The sequence below is a fragment of the [Rhizobium] kunmingense genome, from assembly GCF_977018605.1.
Genome location: NZ_CDRNXG010000001.1, coordinates 2136201 through 2162007, shown reverse-complemented (window position 1 = coordinate 2162007; position 25807 = coordinate 2136201). Strand labels below are relative to the sequence as shown.

Annotated in this window: 24 protein-coding genes and 1 other RNA gene; 12 read left to right on the top strand and 13 right to left on the bottom strand. The window is 61.7% G+C overall.

Annotated elements, in window-relative coordinates; all coding sequences use genetic code 11:
* Positions 1-46 precede the first annotated feature (46 nt).
* Entirely contained in the window at positions 47-793 is a 747-nt protein-coding gene (locus tag AC0JZ4_RS10155; RefSeq protein ID WP_471886259.1) for a YebC/PmpR family DNA-binding transcriptional regulator, read from the bottom strand.
* Between the two features lie 138 nt (positions 794-931).
* Between AC0JZ4_RS10155 and AC0JZ4_RS10150 the strand changes: the two genes are divergently transcribed.
* Positions 932-1444, top strand: a complete 513-nt coding sequence (locus AC0JZ4_RS10150) for a pyridoxamine 5'-phosphate oxidase family protein (RefSeq protein WP_471886258.1) — start codon at positions 932-934, stop codon at positions 1442-1444.
* A 55-nt stretch (positions 1445-1499) separates the two neighbouring features.
* On the opposite strand, the gene AC0JZ4_RS10145 is transcribed toward AC0JZ4_RS10150, so the two are convergent.
* The 10 genes from AC0JZ4_RS10145 to AC0JZ4_RS10100 form a co-directional block, all read right to left on the bottom strand.
* Positions 1500-2351: an MBL fold metallo-hydrolase gene (locus AC0JZ4_RS10145; protein ID WP_471886257.1), complete on the bottom strand. Its 852-nt coding sequence runs from the start codon at positions 2349-2351 to the stop codon at positions 1500-1502.
* 145 nt (positions 2352-2496) lie between these two features.
* On the bottom strand, positions 2497-3321 hold the full coding sequence (locus AC0JZ4_RS10140) for a TIGR00282 family metallophosphoesterase (RefSeq protein ID WP_471886256.1): 825 nt from the start codon (positions 3319-3321) through the stop codon (positions 2497-2499).
* A gap of 2 nt (positions 3322-3323) precedes the next feature.
* On the bottom strand, positions 3324-3923 hold the full coding sequence (locus AC0JZ4_RS10135) for a 5-formyltetrahydrofolate cyclo-ligase (RefSeq protein ID WP_471886255.1): 600 nt from the start codon (positions 3921-3923) through the stop codon (positions 3324-3326).
* Between the two features lie 6 nt (positions 3924-3929).
* On the bottom strand, positions 3930-5216 hold the full coding sequence (locus AC0JZ4_RS10130; protein WP_471886254.1) for a hemolysin family protein: 1287 nt from the start codon (positions 5214-5216) through the stop codon (positions 3930-3932).
* Between the two features lie 204 nt (positions 5217-5420).
* Complete coding sequence (locus AC0JZ4_RS10125) at positions 5421-6458, bottom strand: sensor histidine kinase (protein WP_471886253.1); 1038 nt, start codon at positions 6456-6458, stop codon at positions 5421-5423.
* Between the two features lie 10 nt (positions 6459-6468).
* Complete coding sequence (locus tag AC0JZ4_RS10120; RefSeq protein WP_471886252.1) at positions 6469-6912, bottom strand: response regulator; 444 nt, start codon at positions 6910-6912, stop codon at positions 6469-6471.
* Complete coding sequence (locus AC0JZ4_RS10115) at positions 6909-8408, bottom strand: sensor histidine kinase (protein WP_471886251.1); 1500 nt, start codon at positions 8406-8408, stop codon at positions 6909-6911. Before AC0JZ4_RS10115 ends, AC0JZ4_RS10120 begins: the two co-directional genes overlap by 4 nt.
* A gap of 129 nt (positions 8409-8537) precedes the next feature.
* A non-coding RNA gene (ssrS, locus tag AC0JZ4_RS10110) (6S RNA) lies at positions 8538-8695 on the bottom strand.
* 63 nt (positions 8696-8758) lie between these two features.
* A complete protein-coding gene (locus tag AC0JZ4_RS10105; protein WP_471886250.1) occupies positions 8759-9136 on the bottom strand; it encodes a cell division protein ZapA in 378 nt (125 codons plus the stop codon).
* Between the two features lie 12 nt (positions 9137-9148).
* A complete protein-coding gene (locus AC0JZ4_RS10100; protein WP_471886249.1) occupies positions 9149-9421 on the bottom strand; it encodes a DUF4164 domain-containing protein in 273 nt (90 codons plus the stop codon).
* Between the two features lie 321 nt (positions 9422-9742).
* Between AC0JZ4_RS10100 and tkt the strand changes: the two genes are divergently transcribed.
* The 7 genes from tkt to AC0JZ4_RS10065 all read left to right on the top strand — a co-directional run bounded on the left by tkt (position 9743) and on the right by AC0JZ4_RS10065 (position 20419).
* Positions 9743-11716 (top strand): transketolase, encoded by a 1974-nt coding sequence (gene tkt / locus AC0JZ4_RS10095; protein WP_471886248.1) that lies wholly within the window; start codon positions 9743-9745, stop codon positions 11714-11716.
* 84 nt (positions 11717-11800) lie between these two features.
* On the top strand, positions 11801-12811 hold the full coding sequence (gene gap, locus AC0JZ4_RS10090; protein ID WP_471886247.1) for a type I glyceraldehyde-3-phosphate dehydrogenase: 1011 nt from the start codon (positions 11801-11803) through the stop codon (positions 12809-12811).
* 545 nt (positions 12812-13356) lie between these two features.
* Complete coding sequence (locus tag AC0JZ4_RS10085; RefSeq protein ID WP_471886246.1) at positions 13357-14736, top strand: GntP family permease; 1380 nt, start codon at positions 13357-13359, stop codon at positions 14734-14736.
* Between the two features lie 262 nt (positions 14737-14998).
* Positions 14999-16810, top strand: a complete 1812-nt coding sequence (locus AC0JZ4_RS10080) for a potassium/proton antiporter (RefSeq protein ID WP_471886245.1) — start codon at positions 14999-15001, stop codon at positions 16808-16810.
* 164 nt (positions 16811-16974) lie between these two features.
* Entirely contained in the window at positions 16975-18177 is a 1203-nt protein-coding gene (locus AC0JZ4_RS10075; RefSeq protein ID WP_471886244.1) for a phosphoglycerate kinase, read from the top strand.
* 226 nt (positions 18178-18403) lie between these two features.
* Complete coding sequence (locus AC0JZ4_RS10070) at positions 18404-19300, top strand: fructose bisphosphate aldolase (protein ID WP_471886243.1); 897 nt, start codon at positions 18404-18406, stop codon at positions 19298-19300.
* 201 nt (positions 19301-19501) lie between these two features.
* The gene (locus AC0JZ4_RS10065) at positions 19502-20419 is read left to right on the top strand and encodes a PhzF family phenazine biosynthesis protein (protein ID WP_471886242.1); all 918 of its coding nucleotides are present in this window, start codon (positions 19502-19504) and stop codon (positions 20417-20419) included.
* Positions 20420-20441: 22 nt separating this feature from the next.
* Here AC0JZ4_RS10065 and AC0JZ4_RS10060 read toward each other — a convergent pair whose 3' ends face one another.
* Positions 20442-20603, bottom strand: a complete 162-nt coding sequence (locus tag AC0JZ4_RS10060; protein ID WP_471886241.1) for a hypothetical protein — start codon at positions 20601-20603, stop codon at positions 20442-20444.
* A 201-nt stretch (positions 20604-20804) separates the two neighbouring features.
* Here AC0JZ4_RS10060 and AC0JZ4_RS10055 point away from each other — a divergent pair, with 201 nt between their 5' ends.
* The 3 genes from AC0JZ4_RS10055 (at position 20805) to rcdA (ending at position 23212) form a co-directional block, all read left to right on the top strand.
* Complete coding sequence (locus tag AC0JZ4_RS10055) at positions 20805-22082, top strand: MFS transporter (RefSeq protein WP_471886240.1); 1278 nt, start codon at positions 20805-20807, stop codon at positions 22080-22082.
* A complete protein-coding gene (locus tag AC0JZ4_RS10050) occupies positions 22079-22270 on the top strand; it encodes a DUF1192 domain-containing protein (RefSeq protein ID WP_471886239.1) in 192 nt (63 codons plus the stop codon). Before AC0JZ4_RS10055 ends, AC0JZ4_RS10050 begins: the two co-directional genes overlap by 4 nt.
* A 429-nt stretch (positions 22271-22699) precedes the next feature.
* Positions 22700-23212: a protease adaptor protein RcdA gene (gene rcdA, locus AC0JZ4_RS10045; protein WP_471886238.1), complete on the top strand. Its 513-nt coding sequence runs from the start codon at positions 22700-22702 to the stop codon at positions 23210-23212.
* A 264-nt stretch (positions 23213-23476) separates the two neighbouring features.
* Here the strand turns inward: rcdA and rpmE are convergent, their stop codons facing one another.
* Positions 23477-23698, bottom strand: a complete 222-nt coding sequence (rpmE, locus tag AC0JZ4_RS10040; protein WP_471886237.1) for a 50S ribosomal protein L31 — start codon at positions 23696-23698, stop codon at positions 23477-23479.
* A 288-nt stretch (positions 23699-23986) separates the two neighbouring features.
* Between rpmE and AC0JZ4_RS10035 the strand changes: the two genes are divergently transcribed.
* Positions 23987-25789: an ABC transporter transmembrane domain-containing protein gene (locus tag AC0JZ4_RS10035; protein ID WP_471886236.1), complete on the top strand. Its 1803-nt coding sequence runs from the start codon at positions 23987-23989 to the stop codon at positions 25787-25789.
* Positions 25790-25807 lie beyond the last annotated feature (18 nt).

Genomic DNA, 25807 nt, shown 5'->3' with positions numbered 1-25807 from the left:
CGGGCCGGTCAGACCGGCCCGTTCGAAAATCAAATTTGCATGCGGCTCAGGCCGAAAGCTTGGCCATGACCTCTTCCGAGACCTCGAAGTTCGAATAGACGTTCTGCACGTCGTCATCGTCTTCCAGGTTATCGATGAGCTTCATCAGCGAGGTCGCCTTTTCCTCGTCGACTTCGATCGTGTTCTGCGGCTTCCAGATTGCCTTGACGGTTTCGGCTTCGCCGAGAACCGCTTCCAAGGCCTTGGACACTTCGTTCATGTCCTCGAAGCCGCAATAGATCGTGTGGCCATCCTCGTCGGAAACGACGTCTTCGGCGCCGGCTTCGATCGCCGCTTCCATGACGGTATCGGCATCGCCGACGGCAGCCTTGTAGGTGAGTTCGCCGACGTGATCGAAGGAGAAGGACACCGAACCGGTTTCGCCCAGCGCGCCGCCGGCCTTGGAGAAGATCGAGCGGACGTTGGAGGCGGTGCGGTTGCGGTTGTCGGTCAGTGCCTCGACGATGACGGCGGTGCCGCCCGGACCGTAGCCTTCGTAACGGACCGCATCATAGGTCTCGGCGTCGGCGCCGGAGGCCTTCTTGATCGCGCGGTCGATATTGTCCTTCGGCATCGACTGCGCCTTGGCGTTCTGCACGGCAAGGCGCAACGCTGCGTTCATCGTCGGGTCGGGCAGACCGACCTTCGCCGCTACGGTAATTTCACGCGCAAGCTTGGAGAACAGCTTGGAACGGATACCGTCCTGCTTGCCCTTGCGGTGCATGATGTTCTTGAACTGTGAATGGCCAGCCATGGCACCCCTGATACTTTAACCTGTTTGGGAATGGCGCCTTATAATTTCCAAAACGCCCCCGTTCAAGGCATTTCCGGCAGGAACAAAGCCGCGCCCCTTTCCGTTTGACTTCTCGATAACAGAAGAAGGGAGAAAACAATGGCAAGCCTTACCGAAGCCCGCGAAGCACCGGAACGCCAGCTGTGGGACGAGATCAACGCCGTTCATGCCGGAATGCTCGGCCTGGAAGGCGCCCACATGCACTTCCAGCCGATGGCACCGAATGTCGACATCAGGACCAACACGATCTGGTTCTTCACCAAGACCGATACGGATCTGGTGCGCGCCATCGGCGCCGGCGCCAAGGCGCATTTCTGTGTTACCGGCAAGAACCACGATTATCACGCCTGCCTCGCCGGCCTGATCGGCGTGCGAAACGACCCGGCAAGACGTGACGAATACTGGAGCGCCGTGACCGCCGCATGGTATGAGCACGGCAAGGAAGATCCGCTTCTGACCATGCTGGCCTTCAAGGTCGAAGACGCCGAAATCTGGGCCTCGACCAACAACACGCTGAAATTCGGCTGGGAAATCGCCAAGGCCAACATGACCGACGAAAAGATGCCCGAGGTCGGCGTCAAGCAGCACCTGACCTTCTCGGCCATGCACTGATCGCGAACGACAGGCTGCGGGGCCATAGAGCGTTTCCTGGTTAAATTGAAACGCTCTAAAGGCCCTGCGGCACCATGATCGTCGGCTTTTTCGGCAGCGATCGCATCGACACTTTCAGCGTCTTTTCCGTCGCATAGGAAATGTCGAACTTTCCGTCGAACATGCCGAGGAACCTGTCGAGCGGCGGACCGTAACGGTGCATCGGCAGGATCAGCGACGAGCGCAGCCGCTGCACGACGCGGCTCATGCTGTCGGCCCCCATCGTCAGCCCGCCATCGACCGGCACCATCAGGATATCGAGCCTGCCGATCTCGGTATATTGCGCCTCGGTCAGCTCAAAGTGCAGATGCCCGAGATGGCCGATGCACAGGCCCGCCACCTCGAAGATGAAGATCGAGTTGCCGTTCTCCTCGATCCCGCCGCCCCAGTTTCGGATGTCTGAGACGACATTGCGGATATAGACGTCGCCGATCATCTGCTGATGCACGGCCTTCTCACCCGGCATCTCGTCCCAACCGTGCAGCACATGCTTGATCGCCGGATCGGGGCTCAGCGTGTAATGAGTGGAATGCGCCCTGTTCATCGTTACCACGTCAGGCATGCGGTAAGGCTGGTAGGCGCCGCTGTAGTCGGTGGCGATGCCAACGCCTTTGGGCGTCTCGATGAAATAGGTCGAATGGCCGATGAAGGTGATATCCACCTCCTCGCGCTCCGACAGGCCGCCAGGCTTTTGCGCCTGGACGAATTGTACGCCCGGAGGCGTAAAGCTGGCGAAGCGGACCGAAGGCAGCGCCTGGGCAATCGCCTGACACTGGCTGACCGGAAGACCGCCATCCTGTGCCGCCGCATATGAATGGGAAAGAAGAAGAAACGCAGAAATGCCGAATGCGAGAGTTCGCAGCTTCATGCCACACCCCGAGAACGCTGTTCATGCTGATTTCGGGGTGGAGGATGCGGGAAGGATGGTGAGGCGTCCAGCAGCGAATGCCCGGACGCCTCTCACATTCCCGTCATAGACGATAAGGGGACGATACGAGGACGATGCGGGCGGATTACCGCCAGAAGCTCGGGATCGTCTCGGCAAGACGCGGCCCGATGCGCAGCGGCTCGATCTTTTCGGCAAGCCCGGTCGCGTCGGAAATCTCGATGCCGAGACCGGAAATCGTCGCCGGTCCGCTGGCCACTTCGAAACGGCTCTTCGGCATTTTCGAAATGAACCGGTTGAGCGGCTCCTCCTTGTCCATGCCGAGCGAACTATCGTAATCGCCGCACATGCCGGCATCCGACATATAACCGGTGCCGCCGTTGAGGATCTGGTAGTCGGCGGTCGGCACATGCGTATGGGTGCCGACGACAAGGCTGGCGCGTCCATCGACGAAATGGCCGAAGCACTGCTTCTCGCTGGTTGCTTCCGCATGGAAGTCGAAGACGATCGCATCCGCCTGATCCTTCAGCGGGGCCGCTTCCAGAATGGTTTCGGCCGCCTTGAAGGGGTCGTCGAGTTCGGGATGCATGAACACCCGGCCCATGATGTTGGTGACGAGCACGCGCGCGCCGTTGCGGGCGTAGTAGAGGCCGGAGCCCTTGCCCGGTGTGCCGGCGGGATAATTCGCGGGGCGCAGGAACTGGTCGTGACGACCGGCAAAGCCGACGGCTTCCTTCTGGTCCCACACATGGTTGCCCGTCGTCACCACGTCGGCGCCGGCATTGATGGTTTCGAGATAGATCTCTTCGGTGATGCCGAAACCGCCGGCCGCGTTCTCGCCGTTGACGATGACGAAGTCGAGTTTCAGGTCGGAGATCAGGCCGGGCAGCTTTTCCCATACGGCCGTACGGCCCGTCTTGCCGACCATGTCACCCAGAAAAAGAAGGCGCATTCCTATCCAATCTTCGCAGTGGCTTCATCGGACAGATCGCGATAACCGCTTTCCGTCAGTATCCCGTGAAGCCTTATATCATGAGGTTCGTCGGGAACTGATGCCACTTCCTGGCAGTCGAATGCAATGCCGATCAGCCTCGGATTGCGGCCTTTTTGCTGCAAACGGTGAATGGCGCGGTCATAATAACCGCCGCCGTAGCCGATCCTGTGCCCGCGCGCGTCGAAAGCGGCGAGCGGCACGAGCATGATCTCGGGCTCGAGTTCAAGCGCGTCGGGCCCCGGCCCGACAGTACCGAAGACACCCTCGACCAGCGCGTCGCCTTGCGAAAAGGCGCGAAACACGATCGTCTCCTTATCGAGCACGACCGGCACGCAGACCAGCGCGCCGAGATCGCTCAGCAGTTCCATCAGCGGCCGGACATCCACTTCCGAGCGGATCGGCAGGAAGCCGGAAACGACCGCCCCCTGCCCGATATCGATCGCCCCCATGCCATGGGAGGCGATCGCCATGCTTTTTTCAAGCCGCTCGGCCTGGTCGAGATCGTCCCGTACGGAGAGCCGGCCCTGGCGCAAGCCAGCCTTGACGGAGCGATCTGCCATCGCCATTCACGCCTTGTCCGAAAGGCGCGAAACGAGCAGCTTGTCGATGCGGCGGCCATCGAGATCGACGACCTCGAATTTCCAGCCATGCGCGGTGAAGCACTCGCCCAGCTCAGGCAGGTGCTTCAGCTCGTCGAGCACGAAGCCGGCGACGGTCTCGTAACCCGGATCGTCCTCGATCGCGATACCCATCTGCGCCCCGAATTCGTCGACCGGCATCCAGCCTGCGATGAGGTAGGATCCGTCTTCGCGCGGAACGATCGCCGGCTCTTCGGTGGCATCTTCCTGGAACACGCCGGTGATCGCCTCAAGCACGTCGCCCGAGGTGATGATGCCTTCGAAATGGCCGTATTCGTCATAGACGAGAACCATATGCGCCGACGCCTTGCGCAGCGCCTGAATGACATCGAGTGCGCCGGTAAGGTCGGAAACGACGGGCGCCTCGCGCATGGCTTCCTTCAGGTCGAAAAGCTTGCCGCCGGCCATGAAATCATAGGCGTCCTTGACGAACAGCACCCCGACGATCTCGTCGGAACTGCCCTTGCGCACCGGCAGACGGGAACGGGTCGTGGCACGCAGCTGCTCGCGGATCTCGTCCGGATCGTCTTCGGTATCGATCACCTCGACATCGCGGCGCGGCGTCATCAGGCCGCGCGCGGTGCGGTCGGCAAGCCGCATGACGCCCGAAATCATCTCGGATTCGCCGCTTTCGATGACGCCGGCGCTCTGCGCCTCGGCAAGCACCGTGCGGATTTCCTCATCCGTCACCTTGTCGCTGGACTCGCCCTTCTGGCCGAGCAGCGACAGCACGAAACGACCTGAAATATCGAGGAACCAGACGATCGGCGCACCGACCATCGCAACCAGCTTCATCGCCGGCGCAACGCGTGCCGCAACCGCTTCCGGCGCACGAAGCGCAATCTGCTTCGGCACCAGCTCGCCGACGATCAGCGACATGTAGGTGATGATGACGACGACACCGCCGACGCCCAGCCAATCCGCGGCATTTTCGGCAAGGCCCTGGGCCTCGAGCCATGTGGTCAGGCGCGTACCGAGCGTCGCGCCCGAGAATGCACCGGACAGAACGCCGACGAGCGTGATGCCGATCTGTACGGAGGAAAGAAAGCGGCCGGGATCTTCAGCCAGTTTGATCGCCGTGGCAGCCCCCCTGTTTCCCTGATCCGCCATGACCTTGAGGCGTACGGGACGGGAGGAGACGACGGCAAGTTCCGACATCGCAAGGACACCATTGAGGACGGTGAGCGCGACGACGATAAGGATTTCGGTTAACAAAAGGTGCTCTTGAGCTGGGACAATATCCTGCGCGCAATAACGTCGACCGCTTCATAACGGTCATCGCTGAATTCATTGAGTGATCTCGCGCACAGTTCGGAAAACCGGATGACGGTTCTCGGAACTATGCACCTTGCACTTCCCTGAAAACAATAGGGGCCGGCCGCGCCGAAAGCAATGGCTGGAACAAAGGAAGTGAGAAGCCTATTCCTGCGGTGACAGGTCGAGCAGCATTTCCACCCGCGTCCCGGCCGGTCGCGGCACATAATGGATTGCCGATCCGAGCGTCGATGCCATGGATTTGACGATGCGGCTTCCAAGGCCTGTGCCCTTGACCACATCCCCCTCTTTCCAGCCGATACCGTCGTCTTCGACCGAAAGCAGAGCCTTGCCGTCGTCCTGCCGCGCCAGCGTCACCCGGACTTCGCCTTCGGCGCCGGGACCATAGGCATATTTCAGCGCATTGGTCAGAAGCTCGGTGACGATCATGCCGACAGAAACCGCCCGGTCGGACGTCAGGACCACATCATCGGCTGACAGAAGGATCGTCGGCCCTTGCCGGTCGGTGACGGTACCCTGCACCTCGTTGACCAGCGTGCCGAGATACTTGTCCATCTGCACATGCCGCACGTCGTCGGACGTATAGAGGCTGCGATGCATGCCGGCGATCGCAGAAATGCGCGCCTGCGTTTCCGTCAGCGCCTCCTTCACCTCGTCGCTCCGGCTGCTGCCCGTCTGCAGACGGATCATCGCAGCGACCAGCGCCAGACTGTTGGCGACACGATGGTTGACTTCGGCGAGCAGGACTTCGGCCCGCTCCTTGCCGATGCGGATTTCCTGCTCGGCGCGCTCCTTGGCGCGGCGCAGGTCCGCATTGGTCATGGCCTGGCTGATGGCGCTTTCCATCAGCGGCCAGAATTCCTCGCCGACGGACTTGATCACATAGTCCGCAGCGCCGTTCTTCAGCGCTTCGATGGCAATCGTCGCATCGCTCGATCCGGTGACATAGATCACCGGAACGGTGGAACCCTGCTCCCTGAGGCGGTGAAAGATGTCGAGGCCGGTTTCGGTCCGCAGATAGTGGTCGAGCACGATCGCGTCGATCCCGCCCTGCTGCGCCGCCGCCATGGCAGCAGCGCCGTCGGTGGCGGTGATTACGGTGTAGCCGGCACGGCCGAGATGGCGTTCCGCGAGACGGGCCAGGGCGACGTCGTCGTCAACATACAGGATCGTTCGCGGCATCTCTCTTCAATCATTGTCCGGGTATCTGCATCACCGAGAAGAACAGCCCGAGCTGTCTGATGGCGTTGGCGAAATTGTCGTAATCTACAGGCTTGGTAATATAGACATTCGCGCCGAGATCGTAGCAGCGCTGAATTTCCCGCTCATCGTCAGTCGTTGTGAGGATCACCACGGGCAGCCGTTTAGCATGAGGGTTGGACTTCACCTTCTCGAGGATGTCAATACCCGACATATCCGGCAGGTTGAGATCGAGCAGGATCAGCAGGTAACGATCCTGGTTGGCAGTGCCGGCGCGGTCTGCACCGAGGATATAGTCGAGTGCCGCATTGCCGTTGGTGAAGGGAACGATGTCGTTGCTGACGCCGGCCCGGCGCACGTTCTTCTCGATGAGGCGGGCATGCCCCTCGTCGTCCTCGACCATGACGATCGTGACTTCCTTGCCTGCTGCCTTCATGACGCGCTACTCCTGACATACTGGGACAAATCCGTGGGCAGACGGATATTGAAGCTCGCTCCTCCGCCCAGTGTGGATGCCACCGTAATTTCTCCGCCTAAATTTCTGACTAACGAGCGGACATGCGCAAGACCGATCCCTTCGCCTTGCTGGTCCTGGACGCCCGACCGGCGGAACAGCTCGAAGACGCGTTCCTGATCTTCCTTGGCGATACCGCGGCCATTGTCCGCCACTTCGATCCTGATCATGCCGCGCCCCATGGGCATGGCCTTGACCGACAGATTGAGCGGTCGCTCGGGATGCTTGTACTTGACTGCATTGTCGAACAGGTTGCCGAAGATCTGCTCCAGCGAGAAGCGATCGGTCACCAGCCCCCGCGCCGCATCGACCGAAATGGACACCTCCCCGCCCGCATCGCTGACCTGGTGATAGACGCTCGCCGCCGTCGCCTCGAGCATTTCGCCCAGATTGACCCGCTCCGGCTTCAATTCCCGCCGCCCGTCGCGCGAGATCTTCAGGATAGCGTTGATCAGCCCGTCCATCTTCTTCGTCGAGGAGCGGATGAAGCCGATTGCTTCCGGCAGGTCCTCCTCCACCGCAAGGCGCGCATCACGCACCTGATCCTCGTTCAACTCGCCGCCATTGGCCATGATATAGGTGCGGATCGATTTCAGCGTTGCCTCGAGTTCGCTGGTAAAGCCCATGATGTTGACGAGCGGCGCCCGAAGATCGTGCGAGACGATATAGGCATAGCGCTGGATCTCGCGATTTGCCTGCATCAGGTCCTCTGTACGCTCGTTGACGCGCTCCTCGAGTCCGGTATTCAGCGCTTCGACCTCGCCGCGCGCACGCTGCAATTCCCGGACATGCTGGCCGACCACCGCAATCGCGCCACCGACGACCAGAATGATCAGAAGGCCGCCGCCGATCGTTACATATTGCAGCCAGCCGGCACTGCCGCGCAGTTCGTCGATGCCGTCGATCAGGTGACCGTCAAGCGTCCTCACCGCCGTGCCGATGATCTCCCGCAACTGCTGCATCGCCACGAAGCCGGCCTCGTTGCGAACGATCTCGATCGCCTCTGGCACCCTGCCCTCGCCGGCAAGGTTCAGCGTCGATTGCATTTCGGTGACCTTTTCGGCGATCAGCCGGCGGATCTCGTCGACCGGCACCGGCACGGTATCCTGATTGCCGGCGACGCGCGCCAGCCTTTCCACCTGTTCCGGCAGCGCCGCGATGGCTCGGCGATAGGGGTCGAGAAACGCATCGTTCTGCACCAGCAGGTAGCCGCGCTGCCCCGATTCGGCGCCGTTCAGCATCAAAAGCAGGTCGGCCGCAACCGATCGCACCGCCCTCAGCTTCGTCACTTCGTCGAAATAGGTGCGCGTCATCTTCGCCAGGAAGAAGGACGATAGAACGATACCGAGCAGCAGCGCCGCACCGATCAGCAGCATGAGCAGCGACGAGCGGGCGAATTTGGCATTCGAAAAGGGCATCAAGGAAGGCCGTCTGTTGAAACTGGAGGCAACACTTGGCAGGCGCACCGGCCATGTCAAGTGAACGACACGACGGCGCGGCAAAACAGGCCTGAAATCAACGGCCGGACGCCAGAAAGAAGGGGAAAAGTGCGATCCACCCAGCCGATGGAGGTTTACGATCCTGGGTGCCTACAAACGTAGGTGGGCGCCATATGTCCAGGCCCACGGACCTGGTCAGGGACAGCTCCCTTTGGATCGGGTATGGCCCCAGGGATTGTGGTTCCTGTCGGGAAGCGCAGACCGCACAGCCAATATATGACCGAAGCGGGTTCAGCGCCAGTGGCAGCGCCGCTAATTTTTGTGGGCGATCAATTGATCTGCGCCGGCGTGCGGGAATTCAGTTTCGCCGCCATGCCTTCCAGCCTTGATGTCAGCTCGCCGATCATGGCGACCAGCGCCTCTTCGTTGCGTTGCTGGGTTTCGAGCGAGCCGTCGCGGTTGGATTTAAGCCCGTCGATTTCCTTTTCGAGCGACGCCACCTTGCGGGTCATCTCGGAAAGCTCGTCCATGATCATGATCCCGGCCATGACGGTGATCCGCAGATCGCCGATCTCGCCGAACTGGCCTTTAAGATGGCCGACATACTGGTCCAGCCGGTCCGCCAGCTTGGTCAGGTGGTCTTCCTGACCTTCCTCGCAGGCCATGCGGTAGGCCTTGCCGTCGATCGTGACTGTAATCTGCGCCATCAGGGCCTCTCTTTAACGATCGAGCACGGCGCGGATGGTCTCCATGGCGGTGACCAGACGGCGTGATACTTCGCGATTGACCTCTTCCAGCCGATTGGCGCGAAATTGAGACTGGTCGAGTTCCTGCGCCAGGCGGGCGCGATCGGCATGCACACGCCTTACCTCGCCGTCCACGTCGCGGCTCTCGCGTTGCCGCTCGATGCGGGCATCGAAGGCATTCTCCAGGCTGCCGATCGCAGTCCGAAGCTCCGAAAGCGCCATCTCGACCGATTTATCTGCCGGCATTCACTTGATCCCGTTGAGAAGGCGAGCGCGGTCGAATCGTAAAGACACCGCCCCGCCAACAAGACAGGCAGATTATGCAGCGCTTGAATGGGGGTCAATGAATGACAGGTTTTTGCCCGCATCCAGCTGTGGATCATGGCGGCACACCCTGATATCCGCCCTCTGCCCAAACATCAGGCAGCCTGTAGCAAATGCGATCATAATACCGCCGCCATCCGCCGCTTTTGTTGACTTGCGCGTTCCACCTGATATGGATCAGGCGCTTCCTTGACAGGCCTTTCAACGGCCTCTGACCGACACTCGGACGATAGTGGATTAGCCATGACTTCTCGCGAACAAAACGACCGGATGGCGAATGCAATCCGTTTCCTTTCCATGGATGCCGTCGAAAAGGCGAATTCCGGCCACCCGGGCATGCCGATGGGCATGGCGGACGTGGCAACCGTCCTGTTCTCCAAATATCTGAAGTTTGATCCGAGCAAGCCCCATTGGCCGGACCGCGACCGTTTCGTCCTGTCGGCCGGCCACGGCTCGATGCTGCTTTATTCGCTGCTTTATCTAACCGGCTACCCGGACATGACGGTGGAAGACCTCAAGGGTTTCCGCCAGCTCGGCTCCAAGACCGCCGGCCACCCGGAATACGGCCACGCCACCGGCATCGAGACGACCACCGGCCCACTCGGCCAGGGCATTGCCAATGCCGTCGGCATGGCGATCGCGGAGCGCAAGCTCGCTGACGAATTCGGCTCCGACCTGCAGGATCACTACACCTATGTGATCAACGGCGACGGCTGCCTGATGGAAGGCATTTCCCACGAAGCCATCGCGCTTGCCGGTCACCTGAAGCTCAACAAGCTGGTTCTCTTCTGGGACGACAACTCGATCACCATCGATGGCGCCGTATCCCTGTCGGATTCGACCGACCAGATCGCCCGCTTCAAGGCGGTCAACTGGAACACGATCGCCATCGACGGCCATGATCAGGCAGCGATCGCAGCCGCGATCGAAGAAGCCCACAAGTCCGACCGCCCGACCTTCATCGCCTGCAAGACCGTCATCGGCTTCGGCGCTCCGAACAAGGCCGGCAGCCACAAGGTCCACGGCTCGCCGCTCGGCGCCGAGGAAATCGCCGCCACCCGCAAGGCGCTGGGTTGGGAATACGAACCCTTCGTCGTCCCGAACGACGTTCTGTCCGAATGGCGCGCCGCCGGCACCCGCTCGGCCGATGCCGTCAAGGCATGGGAAGGCCGCCTCGAAAAGTCTGCTCACAAGGCAGAATTCGACCGCCGTTTCGCCGGCGACCTGCCGGCCGGTTTCGACGCCGCCATTTCGGACTACAAGAAGAAGCTTGCCGAAACCAAGCCGACCATTGCCACCCGCAAGGCTTCGGAAGACGCGCTCGAGGTCATCAACGGCTTCCTGCCGGAAACGCTCGGCGGCTCTGCCGACCTGACGCCGTCCAACAACACCAAGACCAGCCAGATGGTCTCGGTGACGCCGACCGATTTCTCCGGTCGCTACATGCATTGGGGTATCCGCGAACACGGCATGGCGTCTGCCATGAACGGCATCGCGCTGCACGGCGGCCTGATCCCTTACGGCGGCGGCTTCATGATCTTCTCGGATTATTGCCGCCCGCCGATCCGCCTTGCTTCGCTGATGGGCATCCGCGTCATCCACGTTCTGACGCATGACTCGATCGGCGTCGGCGAAGACGGCCCGACCCACCAGCCGGTCGAACAGATGGCGTCGCTGCGCGCCATCCCGAACCTGATGATGTTCCGCCCGGCCGATGCCGTCGAAACTGCCGAATGCTGGCAGATCGCGGTCTCGACCAAGGATCGTCCGTCGGGTCTCGCGCTGACCCGCCAGAACCTGACCACCGTTCGCACCGAATATTCGGAAGAGAACCGCTCCGCCAAGGGCGCCTACACGCTCTCCGGCACCGCCGACGCCAAGGTCACGATCTTCGCGTCCGGTTCGGAAGTCGAACTGGCCGTTGCCGCCGCCAAGACGCTCGGCGAGAAGGGCACGACCGTCCGCGTCGTTTCCGTTCCCTCGACCGAACTCTTCTTCGAACAGCCGGACGCCTACCGTGCCGAGATCATCGGCAAGTCGCCGGTCAAGATCGCCGTCGAAGCCGGCGTGCGCGAAGGCTGGGATGCGTTCATCGGTCCGGAAGGCACGTTTGTCGGCATGAAGGGCTTCGGCGCTTCCGGTCCGGCCAAGGATGTCTTCAAGCATTTCGGCATCACCGTCGAAGGCGTCGTCGCCGCGGTCGAAGCGAAGATTTAATTTCAAAAATGCCGCTCTGGATCAAACAGGGCGGCATTTCCTCGGCCTATACCAAGGCTCCACAATTCAGGGAGAAGAACTCATATGACAGTCAAGGTTGCCATTAACGGCTTCGGCCGCATCGGCCGCAACGTCCTTCGCGCCATCGTCGAGAGCGGTCGCACCGATATCGAAGTCGTCGCAATCAATGACCTCGGCCCGGTCGAGACCAATGCACATCTGCTTCGCTACGACTCGATCCACGGCAAGTTCCCGGCCGACGTGAAGGTCGACGGCGACACCATCACCGTTGCCGGCGGCAAGCCGATCAAGGTCACCGCCGTTCGTGATCCGGCCCAGCTGCCGCATGGCGAACTCGGCGTCGACATCGCGCTGGAATGCACCGGCATCTTCACCGCCCGCGACAAGGCCGCCGCCCACCTGACGGCCGGCGCCAAGCGCGTCATCATCTCGGCGCCCGGCGACAATGCCGACCTGACGGTCGTCTTCGGCGTCAACCACGATCAGCTGACCAAGGAACACCTCGTCATCTCCAACGCGTCCTGCACGACCAACTGCCTCGTGCCGGTCGTCAAGGTTCTCGATGACGCCGTCGGCATCGACCACGGTTTCATGACGACGATCCACTCCTACACGGGTGATCAGCCGACGCTCGACACCATGCACAAGGATCTGTACCGCGCCCGCGCCGCATCCCTGTCGATGATCCCGACATCCACCGGTGCCGCCAAGGCCGTCGGCCTGGTTCTGCCGCACCTCAAGGGCCGCCTCGACGGCACCTCGATCCGCGTGCCGACCCCGAACGTCTCCGTCGTCGACTTCAAGTTCGTCGCCAAGAAGGCCACCACGGTCGCCGAGATCAACGAAGCCATCAAGGCTGCGTCCAACGGCAAGCTGAAGGGCATTCTCGGCTACACCGAAGAGCCGCTGGTCTCCCGTGACTTCAACCACGACAGCCACTCCTCGATCTTCGCCATCGACCAGACCAAGGTCATGGAAGGCAACTTCGTCCGTATCCTCACCTGGTACGACAACGAGTGGGGCTTCTCCAACCGCATGGCCGACACTTCGGTCGCGCTCGGCAAGCTGATCTAAGGTCTGCTCACACCGTCACTGCAACAAACTGAAAGCCCTCTCCTTTGATCAAGGAGGGGGCTTTTTCTGTATGGCCGTAGCGGTCCACGGCTTGTAGCCTTTCCTGTTTGGATAGAAGCCCTTGAGACGGCCCGTACGGCGTTCACTACGACATGAAGCATATGTGATTTGCCCTACCGGCAGGCCGCGACATGTGTCCCGACATTGCATCAAGGTGAATTCGGGAATTTGCAATGTACGACATCTCTAGCGGAGTGAAGGCGATAGAGCCTCGACACGCCGATTCGCATCTACGCAAAAACGCAGGCATTGGAAAAATATACTAATCGTTTGAATTCATTGCACAAGAAGCAGCTGCAGCATTTTCCACTCGAAAAGTCGAAAAATGCTGCGAATGAAGGGGCTTCACCAGTTGATGCAGCGCACAAAATTATCGTAGAGCGCGATTCTCACGGGGCTCGGATTGAGCCCCTATAGCAAAACGTTTCGTTAAAGCGACAACCGGCCGGCCGTCTCCCACGGCCCGGTGTTGGAGGAGTAAAAATTTGCCGCAATTCGAACAGACCCTGAGCGCGACAGCGCTTATTTCCATAGCTGTCGGCGCAGTCGCACTGTTGCTTCTGCTGATCATCCAGTTCCGCGTCCATGCCTTCGTGGCGCTCGTCCTCGTCAGCCTCCTGACGGCGCTGGTGACCGGCATTCCGGCTGCCAGCGTTCTGACCACGCTGACCTCGGCATTCGGCTCGACGCTCGGCGGCGTGGCGCTGCTCGTCGGCCTCGGTGCCATGCTTGGTCGCCTGCTGGAAATGTCCGGAGGCGCACAGGTGCTGGCGGACGACCTCGTCAGACGCTTCGGCGAGAAACGCGCGCCGATGGCGCTTGGCATCGCCTCGCTGATCTTCGGCTTCCCGATCTTCTTCGATGCCGGCCTCGTCGTCATGCTGCCAGTCGTCTTCACCGTCGCCCGCCGCCTCGGCGGCAGCCTGCTGCTCTACGGTATCCCGGTCGCGACCGCCTTCTCCTGCATGCACGTCTTTGTTCCGCCGCATCCGGGTCCGGTTGCCGCGGCCGAACTGCTGGGTGCCGATGTCGGCGTACTCATTCTGGTCGGACTGCTGGTCGCCATCCCCACCTGGATCCTCGCCGGCCATTTCTTCGGCAAGTGGATCGGCAATCGCATCAACCTGCCGGTGCCGGATGATGTGTCGACATCGACCCCGGTCGAGCAGGACAGGACGCCGCCAAGCCCCGGCCTGATTGCCGCCCTGCTGCTTCTGCCGCTCGTACTGATCTTCATCAACACCGGCCTCGATTTCGCCCGTGCCCAGGAATGGGTGGACGGCACTGCCGGCTGGTTCCAGCTTGCGCGCACCATCGGCGCAACCCCGATCGCTCTCCTGATTTCGGTTCTGGTTGCAAGCTACGTTCTGGGCCCACGCCGCGGCACCGACAAGGTCAAGGTTGAGCGCACGCTCGAATCCGCCCTCGGCCCGGTCTGCTCGATCATCCTGATCACCGGCGCCGGCGGCATGTTCGGCGGCGTCCTGCGCGCCTCCGGCATCGGCGATGCGCTGGCAGGCGGGCTTGCCGATATCGGCATGCCGGTCTTCGTCGCCGGCTTCCTGATCTCGACCGCGCTGCGCGTCGCCCAAGGCTCGGCGACAGTCGCGCTGATCACCGCGGCCGGCCTCGTCCAGCCTGCGATCCAGGCGGCCGGTTACAACGGCTTCGAACTGGCTGCGATCGTCATCGCCCTCGCCTCCGGCTCGGTCATGCTCTCGCATGTCAACGATTCCGGCTTCTGGCTGGTCGGCCGTTTCTTCAACATGGACGTCAAGACCACCTTCAAGACCTGGACCGCGATGCAGACGCTGATGGGCCTGATCGGCTTCTCCCTGGCCAGCGTCATCTTCTGGCTGGCGTAAACAATGGTCTGGTCTGAAGCAGACTAAATCCGCTTAGTTCTCGTAAGGCCCTTTCTTTCAAAGAAAGGGCCTTACTTTTTCCGCTCTGCCCTTCTCTCGCCGGATTCGCTATCGCCTATTGCTCCCGTCGTAACGATTCGCTCCGGCCCGCCGCCGGTTCCGGTCCCTTGCCGAAACACCGCTTCCGCCGACCTGAAATGGTCCCCGGTCCCGACTTTCCAGCCAAGGGTCGCAAAGCGGAGTTTTAATAAGGAACAGGCCGTTGGAGGCTTTCTATATCGTCCTGCTGATCGGCACGCTGCTGGTGCTGGTCGCAGCCTTTTCCAGCCTGCTTGCCTTCCGCTTCGGTGCCCCGCTGCTTCTCGTCTTCCTCGCCATCGGGCTTCTGGCCGGGGTCGATGGTCTCGGCATCCAGTTTTCCAACTACCCGTTCACCTTCATGCTCGGCTCGCTGGCGCTGGCGATCATCCTCTTCGATTCCGGCTTCGTCACGCCCGTCCATTCCTTCCGTATCGCCGCCGTGCCGGCGATCACGCTGGCGACGGTCGGCGTTCTGCTGACCTCGGGCATCTTCGCCGTCGCCGCCGCACTTCTGCTTGATCTCGGCTGGCTGGAGGGCCTGCTGCTCGGCTCCATCGTCGCCTCCACCGATGCCGCCGCGGTCTTCTTCCTGCTGCGCATCGGCGGCATCAACATTCGCGACAAGGTGCGTTCCACGCTCGAAGTCGAATCCGGCACCAACGACCCGATGGCGATCTTCCTGACCATCGCGATCGCCGAACTGGTCGCCACCGGCCAGCGTCTCTCCGGCATCGACTTGCATTTCATCCTCGTCTTCTTCGAGGAAATGGGGCTTGGCCTGATCTGCGGCATACTCGGCGGCATGATGATCGTCGCCATCCTCAATCGCTTCAACTCCGACCGCGGTCTGGCGCCGATTTTCGCGCTGACGTTGGCGCTGCTGGTCTTCTCGTTTACCGGCGCTGTCGGCGGCAGCGGCTTCCTCGCCGTCTATGTCGCGGGCATGTATGCGGGCAACAGAAAGATGTTCGCCAAGCAGCAGATCGGCCGCTTCAACGAGGGCCTCACATGGCTGGCGCAGATCATCATGTTCCTCGTGCTCGGCCTGCTGGCCACGCCCTCGCAATTCCCCAGCATCCTCCTGCCGGCAATCGCGCTCGCCCTGTTCCTGATCTTCGTCGCCAGGCCTATCGCCGTGTGGCTGAGCCTGCTGCCCTGCGATTTCACCCAGCAGGAAATCGGCTTCGTCGCCTGGGTCGGCCTGCGCGGCGCGGTATCCATCCTGCTCGCCATCATGCCTATGCTGAGCGGCGTCGAGAACGGCGAGCTCTATTTCAACGTCACCTTCATCATCGTGCTCGTCTCGCTCTGCATTCAGGGCTGGACGATCAAGCCGGTTGCCAACCGGCTGGGCCTGATCATTCCGCCGCGCATGGGGCCCGTGGAAAAAATCGAGCTCGATCTTCCCGGTGCTGCGCAACACGAGCTGATTTCCTACCGCGTCATCAAGGGCAGCCCGATCCTCAGCGGCGAACGCCTGCCGCGCTGGTCGATGCCCTCGCTCGTCATCCGCGACGGCAAGAGCATGCGCTATCAATATGCCGGTCGACTGAGGGAAGGCGATCAGGTCTACCTCTTCGTCGCCCCCACCTATATCAGGCTGCTCGACCGGCTGTTTGCCGCCCGCGCGCCGCTGGAGGATACCGACGAGGAATTCTTCGGCGCCTTCGCCATTTCGCCGACGCGCCCGGCGACCGAACTCGATGCCGCCTATGGCCCCGGCATCATCACCCAGCCGGAACAGTCGATGACGGTCGGCGAACTGATGATCGCAAGGCTTGGCGGCAAGGCGGAATATGCCGACCGCATGCGCTTCGGCCAGATCATCCTGATCGTCCGGGAGGTCGATGAGATGAACCACATCCGCTCGATCGGCGTCTCTCTGGAGCCCGTCGAGCCGACGACGACGCTGCCGATCTTCATCAACATGCGGGAAATCGCCCACCGTGTCCGCGACGCCTTGCGCAAATATCGCGGCCGGCCGGTGCAGTAACAGCGCCACCGAGATTTTCGGGCCTGCTGCGTCCGTCCGCACCCTTGCGTCACGCCGCAAGCATAGTATGGTCCCGCCAGTTTCAGGGGCCCGAGCGCTTCAACAAGGCTTCGGTCCACTGCAGCACGCAAGATATGCAGCACGCAAGAGGAGTGGATCAGCCCATGCCGGCATTCAAGACCATCGACGACATCAACAACCCCGCGGGCAAGCGCATCCTCGTGCGCGTCGACCTCAATGTTCCGGTTGCCGATGGCAAGGTGACGGACGCGACCCGTATCGAACGCGTCGCTCCGACCATCCTCGAATTGTCGAAAAAGGGCGCAAAGGTCATCCTGCTCGCCCATTTCGGCCGCCCGAAGGGTGAGCCTGTCGCCGACATGTCGTTGTCGCTGATCGTCACCGCCATCAACGCGGTGCTAGGTACCAAAATCCTCTTCGCCGCCGATTGCATCGGCCCGGACGCTGAAAAGGCCGTCGCCGCGATGAAGGACGGCGACATCCTGCTTCTCGAAAACACCCGCTTCCACAAGGGCGAGGAAAAGAACGACGCCGAGTTCACGCAAGCGCTGGCGAAGAATGGCGACATCTACGTCAACGACGCCTTCTCCGCTGCTCACCGCGCCCATGCCTCGACCGAAGGCCTTGCCCATCACCTGCCGGCCTATGCCGGCCGCACCATGCAGGCCGAGCTTGAAGCGCTCGAAAAGGGCCTCGGCGCGCCGGTGCGCCCGACCGTCGCCATCGTCGGCGGCGCCAAGGTCTCGACCAAGATCGACCTGTTGCAGAACCTCGTGAAAAAGGTCGACGCGCTCGTCATCGGCGGCGGCATGGCCAATACCTTCATCGCGGCCAAGGGCATCGATGTCGGCAAGTCGCTGTGCGAACATGATCTCGGCGATCTTGCCCGTACGATCATGTCCGAAGCTGAAAGTGCCGGCTGCACCATCGTCCTGCCGGTCGACGCGGTCGTTGCCCGCGAATTCAAGGCCAATGCCGAAAACGAGACCGTCACGATTGACGCCATTCCGGCCGACGCCATGGCGCTCGATGTCGGTCCGCAGTCGATCGAGGCGATCAACGAATGGATCGGCAAGGCTTCGACGCTGGTGTGGAACGGTCCGCTCGGCGCATTCGAGATCACGCCCTTCGACGCAGCAACCGTCGCCGCCGCCAAATTTGCCGCCGTACAGACCAAGGCAGGCAAGCTCGTATCCGTTGCTGGCGGCGGTGATACGGTCGCAGCGCTCAACCATGCCGGCGTTGCCGACGACTTCACCTATATCTCGACGGCAGGCGGCGCATTCCTGGAATGGATGGAAGGCAAGGAACTTCCCGGCGTCGCGGTTCTGTCCAAGACCGCCTGATCGCCCTAGATGAGCATCCGGATGCGCGGAAATAGCGCCGCGCATCCGCCGATCAAGACGGCTTTAAAATATTTGAATATTTTAAACGATTGAAATCATTTCAATCGTTTCAACTACTTAAAGACATATTCCCCGTTAAAAAGACTTCTGGTATCGGCCGATAGGTCGTAAGAACATAAAGCTTACGCAAGCCCGTAAGGCACAATTTCAGGGATAGGAGCAAGGTATGGTGGACGCGAAGATGTTGGACAAGATCAGCTCGGCTCCCGGTTTCATTGCAGCGCTGGACCAGAGCGGCGGTTCGACACCGAAAGCGTTGAGCCTCTACGGCATCGCCGAGACCGACTACAATGGCGATGAAGACATGTTCCGCCTGATGCACGCCATGCGCGCCCGCATCATGACGGCCCCGGCTTTCTCGGGCGACAAGGTCATTGGCGCGATCCTGTTCGAGCGCACCATGGATGGCGATGTCGAAGGTCAGCCGGTTCCCTCCTACCTCTGGGAAAAGCGCGGCGTAGTTCCCTTCCTCAAGGTCGACAAGGGCCTGCTCGACGAGGAAAACGGCGTGCAGCTGATGAAGGCCATGCCGGATCTCGACGCGCTGCTCATCCGCGGCCGCGAGAAGGGCATTTTCGGCACCAAGATGCGCTCGGTCATCGCCAATGCCGACAAGACCGGCATCGCCGCCGTCGTCAAGCAGCAGTTTGAGGTGGCCCGCCAGATCATTGCTCAGGGCCTCGTGCCGATCATCGAGCCTGAAGTCTCGATCAAGAGCCCGACCAAGACGGAAGCCGAAGCCATTCTGCGCGACGAGATCGCCACCGCACTCGACAAGCTTCCGGCCGGCGAAAACGTCATGCTGAAGCTGACGATCCCGACGGTCGCCGATTTCTACGCACCGCTTGCCGCCCACAAGTCGGTCATCCGCGTCGTCGCCCTGTCCGGCGGCTACAGCCGTGCGGATGCCTGTCAGAAACTGAAGCAGAACAAGGCCATGATCGCGAGCTTCTCGCGGGCGCTGACCGAAAACCTGCGCGTTTCGATGACCGACACGGATTTCGACGCCAGCCTCGGCGAAACGATCAGCGAGATCTACGACGCAAGCGTCAACAAGGCCTGACCGGCCGGCGACAGGAATCGTTGCAGTCTGTCCGCAGCTTTCGAAAAGCGCGGGCACTGCAGGGAGGGAGAAAACCGCGTCGGCAACGGCGCGGTTTTTCCGTTTCAGGTCTCTGCGGGAATGATTGATACCATCACAAAGTTTGACTGGTAGCATGCGATCCTGATGCCTAGCATCGCTCCAAATCAGTTGGAGAACACCATGCCTACCGTCGATTTCGTCACCGTCGATGTCTTCACCGCCGAGCGCTTTACCGGCAATCCGCTTGCCGTCATCACCGATGCGCGCGGACTGACGGGCGAGGAGATGCAGAAGATCGCGGCCGAATTCGGTTATTCGGAAAGCACTTTCGTGCTGCCGCCGGAAGATCCGCAGAACACCGCCCGCGTGCGCATCTTCACCCCGACGCTGGAAGTCCCCTTCGCCGGCCATCCGAATGTCGGCACCGCCTTCGTGCTCGGTCAGGAGAAGACGCTGTACGGCCAGCCGGTCGGAGACCGGCTGCGCTTCGAGGAAGGCGCCGGCATCGTCGAGGTCGAGTTGCAGCGCGAGGCAGGCACCGTCGTCGCCGCATCGATCCGCGCCCCTCGCCCGCTGACGATAGGCGAGACCGTCAGCGCCGATCTCGTCGCCCGCTGCGCCTCGATCAGTCCGGCGGATGTCCGCACCGAGCCCCACCAACCGGTCTTCGCATCGGTCGGCCTCGGCTTCGTTCTCGCCGAACTGACAAGCCTCGACGCACTCGGCAGGGCAGTGCCCGATGTCGGCGCCTTCCGCGAAGCGACCGCGAAACATCCCGGCGAAGGCCTCGGCTTCCCACTTTTCCTCTATGTCCGCGACGCCGAAAACCCGTCGCAGATCCGCGCCCGCATGTTCGCGCCTCTGGACGACGTGCCGGAGGACCCGGCGACCGGCAGCGCGTCTGGCGCACTCGGCGCCTTCCTCGTATCGCAGGCGGCAGAAACAGAGGGCAGCTTCAGCCTTACCATCGAACAGGGCGTGGAAATGGGCCGCCGCAGCGTCATCGGGCTGGATGTGGTCAAGAAGGCCGGAGACATCACCGACGTGCGCATCAGCGGCCGCTCGGTCTTCGTCATGCGCGGCAGTATCGATGCATGATGTCTGAGAAGGCGACGTCCGGTCAGTAGAATTCGCGGCCAAGCAGCGCCACCGTCCAGATGACGAAGGCGAAGACGGCGATCTTCCAGAAATCCATGCGGCGCTTCAGACCCGGCAGGCCGAACGGCTTGATGATCTGGACGCCCATGGCGAGCACGAGAAGCAGCGTAATGATCTTGGTCACGCATCACCCGACGATTGTCGCTTGGCATCACGCCACGACCTAGACATTTTTGCGCTCCACCACAGATAGGGAATGGGAAGGGACGGAAGACCGAATGACGGACGCCCTTCCCTTCGTTAGCGCCATGCCCTGCCGGGTGCAACAGCACGCATCCGATCGAGCCATGGCAAACAGAGTTAGACGCCAGCTTATTGTGAGACGATGAGACGAAACCTGCTTCCCGTCCTCGCCCTTTTAATCGGTACTCTCTTCCTTTTCCTCGGCAACGGGCTTCAGGGCCTTGTCCTGCCGCTGAGAGGCGCATTGGAAGGCTATTCCAACGAAACGCTTGGTCTTTTGGGCACGACCTGGGCCGCCGGCTTCGTCATCGGCTGTTTTGTTGCCCCCAATGTCGTCAGGCGCATCGGCCATGTCCGCGCCTTTTCCGGCTTCCTGTCGCTGATCTGCCTTAACGTGCTGATGACCGGCCTTTTTGTCGATCAGACCGCCTGGCTGGTGCTGCGCGCTATCACCGGCTTCTGCACCGCCGGAACGTCGATGATCATCGAAAGCTGGCTGAACGAGCGCGCCACTCCTGAAAATCGCGGCACGATCTTCTCGTTCTACATCTCGATCACGCTGTTCGGCGTCGTCGGCGGCCAGATGCTCGTGCCCTTCTCGGATGTCACGACCGCCACGCTGTTCATGATCTGCGGCATCCTCTACTGTATCGCGGCCCTGCCGACGACACTCTCCAAGGCCGCCTCGCCGCAACCGCTGAAACGGGCGAAGCTCGATCTCAAGGGGCTGTTCCAGAACTCGCCGATCTCCTTCGTCGGCATCCTCCTGATCGGCATCGCCAATGGCGCCTATGGCACCCTGTCGGCCGTCTTCGCCATTCAGGCGGGCCTGTCGCAGAGCGCTGTGGCGGCCATGGTCAGCATCACCATCTTTGCCGGCGCGATCATGCAGTTTCCCGCCGGCCGCCTGTCCGACAGGCTCGACCGGCGCCACGTCCTGGCCGGCCTCTCTGCGGCTGCCGCCCTTGCCGGTGTCGTGGTCGCACTCATCCGCCCCACCGGCGCCTACGACATCATCATCCTCGTCGCCATCTACGGCGCAGCCGCCAACGCGCTCTACCCGATCGCGGTCGCTCACGCCAACGACTTCGCAGCCCCCGAGGATTTCGTCAAAGTCTCCGGCGGCCTGCTGCTGCTCTACGGCATCGGCACGATCATCGGCCCGACACTCGCCGGACCGGTGATGACCTGGGCCGGACCGCATGCCCTCTTCCTCGTCACGGCCGTCGCCCACATCCTGATCGCCGCCTATGCGATGATCCGCAGCCGCCAGAGGGCGGCGATCCCGGCAGCCGAACGCGAGGCCTATACCGTCGCGCCTGCTGCCACGGCCCCGATGACCACACCTGAAAGCATGGCGCTCGACCCGCGCGCGGCCGCGGCCGATGGCGCAGCCGACGAGCCGAGGAGACAGTCATGAGCATGTTCGACGACGACCGGCCGAAGAAGAAAACCGCCCACGAGATCGGCTCTGACCTTTCCCTGCTTTCGGTCGGCGATCTCGACAGCCGAATCGAACTGCTCAAGGCGGAGATCGCAAGGCTGGAAGAGGACAGGGTGAAGAAGCAGGCGGGCCGCGCCGCAGCCGACGACCTGTTCCGAAAATGAAGAAACGCCGCCCGAGCGACGAAGTATTCCGAGACGGATTAAGGTAATATTAATCATTAACAGACATTATCGAACCGTCCAGTCTTGCTGGACTCAGACAGTTTCACCACCCGGCGAATGGTCTGATTTCTCCCTGTTTTACCTTGAGAGCCGCCTTTCGCGGCTCTTCTTTTTTCCAAAACCGTCAAAATTGCTTTACTTCAGCGTGACGACGGGTTTTGAAGGGCGCCGCAAAACCGCGCCGAACCTGTTCCAAAACAAGAACATCCAGGGCCGTTTACCGCTTCTTGTGGGTATTAACCCTTCCTTAATAAACGCCTTGCGGATTTGCAGTATAAGGACCATGTTCAAGTCAATGAGGGCGGCGATGGAACCTTTTGACCGACGTTGCCATTGCCTCATCGTGATCGCGTAAGCAGGATGACTTTCATGCAGGAACAGGGTTTGAATACCGTCAACTTTGCCGGTCGCGCTGCGAACTCCCCGCAGTTCAAGACATTATATTCGGAAGGCATGGCGCTGGTCGAAGAGACCGCAGCCTATCTCGACGGTACCGGCCGTGCAGCCTCCAAGGTTCTGCCGCGCATCGCATCCGTTCTTTATGCGGCTGAATCGATGCGCCTGACCACCCGCCTGATGCAGATGGCCTCCTGGCTGCTGCTGCAGCGCGCCGTCAACAATGGCGAAATGTCGCGCGATCAGGTTCTGGCAGAAAAGAACAAGGTTCGTCTCGACGGCTTCAATGTCGATCGCAACGCGCCGGGCTGGAACGAGCTGCCGGAAGGCTTTCGTGATCTGATCGAGCGTTCCCTGCGCCTGCAGAACCGCGTCGCCCTGCTCGACCGCGAGATCTACCGTCCGACAGAAGCGGCCTCCGTGCCGGACAACGAAAACGGCGTGCGCGCCCAGTTCGACCTGCTTCAGACCGCCTTCGGCAACTGATCACACAAAGGCAGTCATCCAGTTCATCAAAATGCGGCTCTCGGGCCGCATTTTTTGTTTGTCCGGCTACAGCATGTCTCCCGAAAGTGGTCACCGGTTTCGGGATAAAGACATGCGTCAAAACAGTAAGCTAAAGCACAGCAAGCGAATCTGAAGGATCGCGACGTGCTTTAGGCACCGGCTTCATGTTTCCGGCCCGCATAGCCCCAAACGCAAATAGCCCGGCACGAGGCCGGGCTATTCGTAAACGATTGTCGGTTCGGCTTAGAGGCCGAGACCGCCGAAGCGCTTGTTGAACTTCGAAACGCGGCCACCGCGGTCCAGCATCTGCTGGTTGCCGCCGGTCCAGGCCGGGTGCGACTTCGGGTCGATTTCGAGGTTCATGGTCGCGCCTTCGGTGCCCCAGGTCGAAAAGGTTTCGTACTCGGTGCCGTCGGTCATGACGACCTTGATCACGTGGTAGTCGGGATGAATGCCAGCCTTCATGTCGCTATTCCTGCTCTGCGGGGTCTCCATGACGCATTTGCGATCACCGACCCTCTGTAATAGATGAAGCCGCAGACCACTCCGGTCACGGCTTCCCAATTCGATGCGGAGCCTATACAGGAAGGTCAACGCCAGCACAAGAGCCGTGTGAGCGAGTTTGACATAGGTCCGATATCTCCCTTTCATTCATGGCAGGGAGGTCGCAAAGGACACTGAATTCCGATCGTGCCCATTCGAGGATCGTTGATTTTCGGGCCGACGCGACAGCTTGGAGAGAATGTGGCAGCCATGCCCCAGACGACAGACCAGACGGCAGAGAAAAGCAGACGCACGCTGAAGCCCCTCGCGAGACTGATCCCCTACCTCTCCCGATACCGCAGCCATGTCGCGGCGGCACTCTTCTTCCTCGTTCTGGCGGCCGCGACGACGCTGGCCCTGCCGCTTGCCGTGCGCCGCATGGTCGACCACGGCTTTGCCGCAACCGATGGCAGCTTCATCAACAACTATTTCGGCATGCTGCTGGCCCTCGCCTGCCTTCTGGCGGTGGCAAGCGCCATGCGCTACTATTTCGTAATCACCATCGGCGAACGTGTCGTGGCCGATCTGCGCCGCGAAGTCTTCGCCCATGTGACCCGCCTCTCCGCCTCCTTCTTCGACGTCAACCAGTCTGGCGAGATCGTCTCGCGCCTGACCGCCGACACGACGCAGATCAAGTCGGCCTTCGGTTCGTCCGCCTCACAGCTCTTGCGCAACACCATCCTCTGTCTCGGTGCGATGGGCATGATGATCTATACCAGCCCGTGGCTTTCGACGCTGGTCCTGAGCGCCATTCCGCTGATCGTCTTCCCGATCGTCGGCTTCGGCCGTTCTGTGCGCCGCCGCTCGCGTGCCGCACAGGATACGCTGGCCGAAAGCTCCGCCTTCGCCTCCGAAACCGTCGCCGCCACCCGCACGGTACAGGCATTCGGCGGCGAACAGGCCGCGAGCGACCGTTATGCCGCAGCCGTCGAGGGCGCCTATGAGGCCGCCCGCGCCGCCATCCGCTCGCGCGCGCTTTTGACGGGCTTCGCCATCCTTCTCGTCTTCGGCTCGATCGTCGGCGTTCTCTGGTACGGCGCCCAGAGCGTTCTGGCCGGCCAGATGTCGGCCGGCACGCTCGGCCAGTTCCTCCTATATTCCGTTATCGCCGCAAGCTCGCTCGGCCAGCTTTCGGAAGTCTGGGGCGAGCTTTCCGCCGCCGGCGGTGCAGCCGAGCGCCTGACGGAACTCCTGCACGAGATGCCGGCCGTTCAGGACCCGGCCACCCCGACGGCACTGCCGACGCCGGCCCGCGGCGAGGTCGAGTTCGACCACGTCTCCTTCGCCTACCCGGCCCGCGTCAGCGCCATCACGCTGAACGCCCTGTCCTTCAAGGTCCGCGCAGGCGAGACGGTGGCGATCGTCGGCCCGTCCGGCGCCGGCAAGAGCACGGTCTTCTCGCTGCTGATGCGCTTCTATGACCCGCAGAGCGGCAAGGTGACGCTCGATGGCGTCGAACTGCGCGAGGCAGCACTCGCCGATGTCCGCGCGCGCCTCGCCATCGTGCCACAGGACGTCGCGATCTTTGCAGCCTCGATCCACGACAACATAGCCTTCGGCATGCCCGGCGCCTCCCGCGAAGCGGTGCGCCAGGCAGCGATCGCCGCCCAAGCCGACGAATTCATCGCAAGGCTCGACCAGGGCTATGACACGATGGCCGGCGAACGCGGCATCACGCTCTCCGGCGGCCAGCGCCAGCGCATCGCCATCGCCCGCGCCATCCTGAAAAATGCCCCCGTCCTCCTGCTCGACGAGGCGACCTCGGCGCTCGATGCTGAAAGCGAAACGCTGGTCCAGCGCGCGCTCGACGGCCTGATGCAGGATCGCACCACGCTCGTCATCGCCCACCGCCTGGCCACCGTTCTGAAGGCAGACCGCATCCTCGTGCTCGACGAAGGTCGCGTCGTCGAGGAAGGCACGCACCAGAGCCTTGTCGCCAGGGGCGGCATCTATGCCAAACTCGCCCGCCTGCAGTTCCACGCGGCGGACGAACAGACGGCCGCAACCGGCTGAGCATGAGTGAGAACCGGC